Source organism: Micromonospora sp. LOL_025, assembly GCF_048060285.1.
GTDB lineage: Bacteria > Actinomycetota > Actinomycetes > Mycobacteriales > Micromonosporaceae > Micromonospora.
Genome location: NZ_JBHMIR010000086.1, coordinates 1 through 2,423, shown reverse-complemented (window position 1 = coordinate 2,423; position 2,423 = coordinate 1). Strand labels below are relative to the sequence as shown.

The 2,423-nt window shown below is 75.4% G+C and carries 1 protein-coding gene; it reads left to right on the top strand.

Annotation, left to right across the window (positions count from 1 at the left end; all coding sequences use genetic code 11):
- The coding region (locus ACFHW0_RS31565) for a beta-ketoacyl synthase N-terminal-like domain-containing protein (protein ID WP_416613277.1) at positions 1-2,423 on the top strand (2,423 nt) is incomplete at both ends.

Here is a 2,423-nt window from a genome sequence, read left to right as displayed (position 1 = left end):
TCGGTGGCGGGGGTGTTGGGTTCGCCGGGGCAGTCGGCGTACGCGGCGGGTAACGCGTTCCTGGACGGGCTGGCGGTGTACCGGCGGCAGCTCGGGTTGCCGGCGGTGAGCCTGGCGTGGGGGATGTGGGACACCGCCGGCATGGCCGCCACGGTCGGCGGCAACGACCGGGCCCGGACGGCGCGCGCCGGACTCCGGCCGATGAACGCCCGCACCGGACTGGAGCTGTTCGACGCCGCGGTGGGGGCCGATCGGGCGGTGCTGGTGCCGGCCGTGATCGACGTACCCGCGCTGCGGGCGGCGGCCTCCGGCGCGGTCGTACCGCCGATGCTGCGCAACCTGGTCGACGTGGCGACGACGCGCCGCCGCGCCGGACAGGGCGCCGGCGGCTGGGCCGACCGGCTCGCCGGCCTCGGTGCCGAGGACGGCCTTGCGCAGGTCGACCAGCTGGTGCGGGGCCTGGTCGCGCAGGTGCTCGGGCACGGCGGCGCCGAGGCGGTGCCGGCCGACCGGGCGTTCAAGGACCTGGGCTTCGACTCGCTGACAGCCGTCGAGCTGCGCAACCGGGTGAACGGCGCGACCGGCCTGCGCCTCACCTCGACCCTGGTGTTCGACTACCCGTCCCCGCAGGCCCTGGCGGCCCACGTGTACGCGGAACTCGCCGGCACCCGGCCCGGCGTCGTCGCCGCCGACGAGTCGACGACCGGCGACGCCGATGAGGCGATCGCGATCGTCGGCATGGCCTGCCGCTACCCGGGCGGCGTGGAGTCTCCCGACGAGCTGTGGAGGCTGGTCAGCACCGGCGGGGAGGGCATCGGGGAGTTCCCGGCCGACCGGGGCTGGGACCTGGAGTCGCTGTACGACCCGGATCCCGACCACGCCGGCACCTCGTACACCCGCCACGGTGGCTTCCTGTACGGCGCGGCGGACTTCGACCCCGGCTTCTTCGGCATCTCGCCGCGCGAGGCCCTGGCGATGGATCCGCAGCACCGCCTGCTGCTGGAGGCGTCGTGGGAGACGTTCGAGTCGGCGGGCCTGGACCCGACGGGCCTGCGGGGTAGCCGGACCGGCGTGTTCGCGGGCGTCATCTACCACGACTACTCGACGCGGCTCATGGAGACGCCCGAGGTCGAGGGCTACATCGGCACGGGCAACTCGGGCAGCGTCCTGTCGGGCCGGGTGGCGTACACGTTCGGCCTGGAGGGCCCGGCGGTCACCGTCGACACGGCGTGCTCGTCGTCGCTGGTGGCCCTGCACCTCGCGGTGCAGGCGCTGCGCAGCGGTGAGTGCGACCTCGCCCTGGCCGGTGGCGTGACGGTGATGGCGACCCCGGGCACCTTTGTGGAGTTCTCCCGGCAGCGGGGCCTGTCGGCCGACGGCCGGTGCCGGTCGTTCGCGGCCTCGGCCGACGGCACCGGCTGGTCCGAGGGCGTCGGCGTGCTGCTCGTGCAGCGGCTGTCCGACGCCCGGCGCGAGGGCCGCCGCATCCTGGCGGTGGTACGCGGCAGCGCCGTGAACCAGGACGGCGCGTCGAACGGGCTGACCGCCCCGAACGGCCCGTCGCAGCAGCGCGTGATCCGCCAGGCCCTGGCGTCGGCGCGGCTGTCGGCGTCCGATGTGGACGTGGTCGAGGCGCACGGCACGGGAACGACGCTGGGCGACCCGATCGAGGCGCAGGCCGTGCTGGCCACCTACGGGCAGGACCGGCAGGGCCGGGAGCCGCTGTGGCTCGGCTCGATCAAGTCGAACATCGGCCACGCCCAGGCGGCGGCCGGCGTGGCCGGCGTGATCAAGATGATCATGGCGATGCGGCACGGCCTCGTCCCGCCGACCCTGCACGTGGACGAGCCGTCGCCCCACATCGACTGGGCCTCCGGGGCGGTGGCCCTCGCGACCGAGCCCACCCCGTGGCCGCAGGTGGACCGGCCGCGCCGGGCGGCGGTGTCGTCGTTCGGCATCTCCGGCACCAACGCGCACGTGATCATCGAGCAGCCGCCCGCCGAGGTGGTCGACGGTGAGATCGTCGCCGACGCCGTGCCGCCGGTGGCGCCGGTGCTGCTGTCCGCCCGCGACGCGGTCGGGCTGTCGGCGCAGGCCGGCCGGTGGGCGCGCTGGCTGTCGGCGGACGGGCAGCTGCGCGCGGTGGACGTGGCCTGGTCGTCGGCGGTGTCGCGGTCGGCGTTGGAGTACCGGGCGGTCGTGTCCGGTGTGAGCCGGGACGAGCTGCTGGCGGGCCTCACGGCGGTGGCGGCGGGTGAGCCCTCCGGGGCCGTCGTGACCGGCTTCGCCGCCGCTCGCGGCCAGCTCGCGCTGTTGTTCTCGGGTCAGGGTGCGCAGCGCGCCGGGATGGGTCGGGAGCTGTGCGGCGAGTTCCCGGTGTTCGCCGCCGCGCTGGATGAGGTGTGCGCGCACCTGGATTCGCT